The sequence below is a fragment of the Microbacterium sp. Bi128 genome (assembly GCF_918698205.1).
In genome coordinates this window covers 1-1,776 of sequence record NZ_CAKKMM010001073.1, presented here as the reverse complement: position 1 = coordinate 1,776, position 1,776 = coordinate 1, and the positions used below count along the sequence as shown (strand labels likewise).

General features: G+C 69.0%; 2 protein-coding genes. One reads left to right on the top strand and one right to left on the bottom strand.

Translation table 11 applies throughout. The features are described from left to right. Nucleotides 1-588 (bottom strand): NAD(P)-dependent oxidoreductase (locus LQV45_RS29870; RefSeq protein WP_290370356.1); only part of this gene is annotated, 588 nt, incomplete at its 3' end. Between the two features lie 136 nt (nt 589-724). On the opposite strand from LQV45_RS29870, the gene LQV45_RS29865 reads away from it, so the two are divergent. Beyond that, entirely contained in the window at nt 725-1,660 is a 936-nt protein-coding gene (locus tag LQV45_RS29865; RefSeq protein WP_230010778.1) for a serine hydrolase, read from the top strand. Nucleotides 1,661-1,776 lie beyond the last annotated feature (116 nt).

The following is a 1,776-nucleotide window of genomic DNA, read 5'->3' as shown; positions in this document are numbered from 1 at the left end:
GAGCGGAACCCCCACCACGACGATGTCGTGCTCCGGCAGGAGCGTGTGCAGCTCCGCGATGCCGTGGATCCGGCCGCGGTCATCCGTCCGTTCGGTGCTCGCCACCCGGGTCACGGTGGTCTCGAACGGCAGGAGCCGGTCCTCGATCGCTTTGCCCACCCCGCCGTAGCCAACGATCAGGACGCGGCGGTCGGCCAGGCTGGCCGTGGGCCGGGCGTCCCACCGTCCTTCCTGCTGGTTCTGGATCAGGCGGGGCAGTTCGCGCTGGCTGGCGAGGATCAGGGCGAGCGCCAGCTCCGCGGTGGAGGTCTCGTGCACGCCGGACGCGTTGGCGAAGACCCGCCCGGCCGGCAGGAACTCCGCCACGCCGTCGTACCCGATCGACTGGCTCTGCACCAGGGCCGTGTCCACCGCTGCCAGGCTCCGCAGGACCTCCGGGCCGCCCATGTACGGCGGGACCACGATGTCGATCCGCGGCAGGGGCGGCTCACCGGCGAGGTCCCACTCCAGGACGGTGACGTCCGGGTGCGGCTGAAGGTACTCACGCAAGGTGGGGTCCGGCAGGCTGACAGTAATTTTCCGGGTCATGAATGCCAGCGTAGTGGACCCGCATCTGGGATTTTTGTCCCACTTGGGCCGCGCCCCGCGCGCTCCGTGGACTTCGCCCCCGGCCCGGCCTAACGTCGAAGGCACCACCCAGTCGAGTCCGGAAAGGCCCACGTACATGACGAATCCGGGCCCCCGGCCGGCCGCTCCCACCCACCGCAGGAACGTGGTGCTCGTCTGGGCCGCCGCGGTGCTGGTGCTGGCCGCCATCGTGGTCCTCGGCGCGATCCGCACCGCACCCGGCAGTGATTCCCACACCCGTGACTTCCTGACCCGCGACTTCCTGACCGGTGACGTCCTGACCGTCGCCTGGCAGCAGGAGCCGGGCCCGGCGGAGACCGCACCGGCAGCCCCGGCGGCCGCCGCCGTCGACCTTCCCGCCGAGATGCAGCGGATCATCGGCGCGCACCCCGATCACCGGATCGGCGTCGCCGTGCTGGACACCCGCGACGGCCAGCTGCAGAGCTACGGCGACGTGGCACCCTACACGGCGGCGAGCACCGCGAAGGTCCTGACGGCCGCCGCCTACTACCATCTTGTGGAAACCGGCGATAAGTCACTCGATGCTCCCCTGGGCGCGTTCAATGCCGCGTTCCAGCTCAAAGCCATGATCAACACCAGCAGCGACGACTCATGGCTCCTGCTGATGCGGGACATCGGCTACCCCAACCTCACCGCCTACGCCGCCACCCTCGGCATCACCTACGATCCCGAACAAAACCTGCTGGCCCCGACGGACATGGCGCGGCTCCTGGCGCAGCTCACCACGGGCAAGCTGCTCAACGCCGATCACACCGCGGAGCTGCTCGGCTACATGCAGCACACCAATGACGAGGACCTCATCCCGGCCGCCGTCGCGCCCGGCATCACGGTCCACCACAAGTACGGCGTGGTGCAGGGCTACGTCCACGACGCCGCCCTGCTCAGCGCCGCCGACCGCTCCTACGCGGTGGTCATCTACACGTGGGGCCCGGACGACGCCGACAGTGCGGACCGCCTGGACCTCATCCACGACCTGACTCGCCAGCTCACAGGCGCGCTTTTTGGGCAATAGCGGGCCGGCAGGGGCCTGCTCCTGCGAGTGAGCTGTTAACAGGCTGAAAATCAACCGATCAGAGGTGGCGCAGGCTCCATTACGGGGGCAGGATGAAAGAAGCGGGAATAGTCTCA

What these genes read in the sequence shown, in the direction of transcription:
- LQV45_RS29865 (WP_230010778.1), top strand. Translation starts at nt 725, where the DNA reads ATGACGAATCCGGGCCCCCGGCCGGCCGCTCCCACCCACCGCAGGAAC.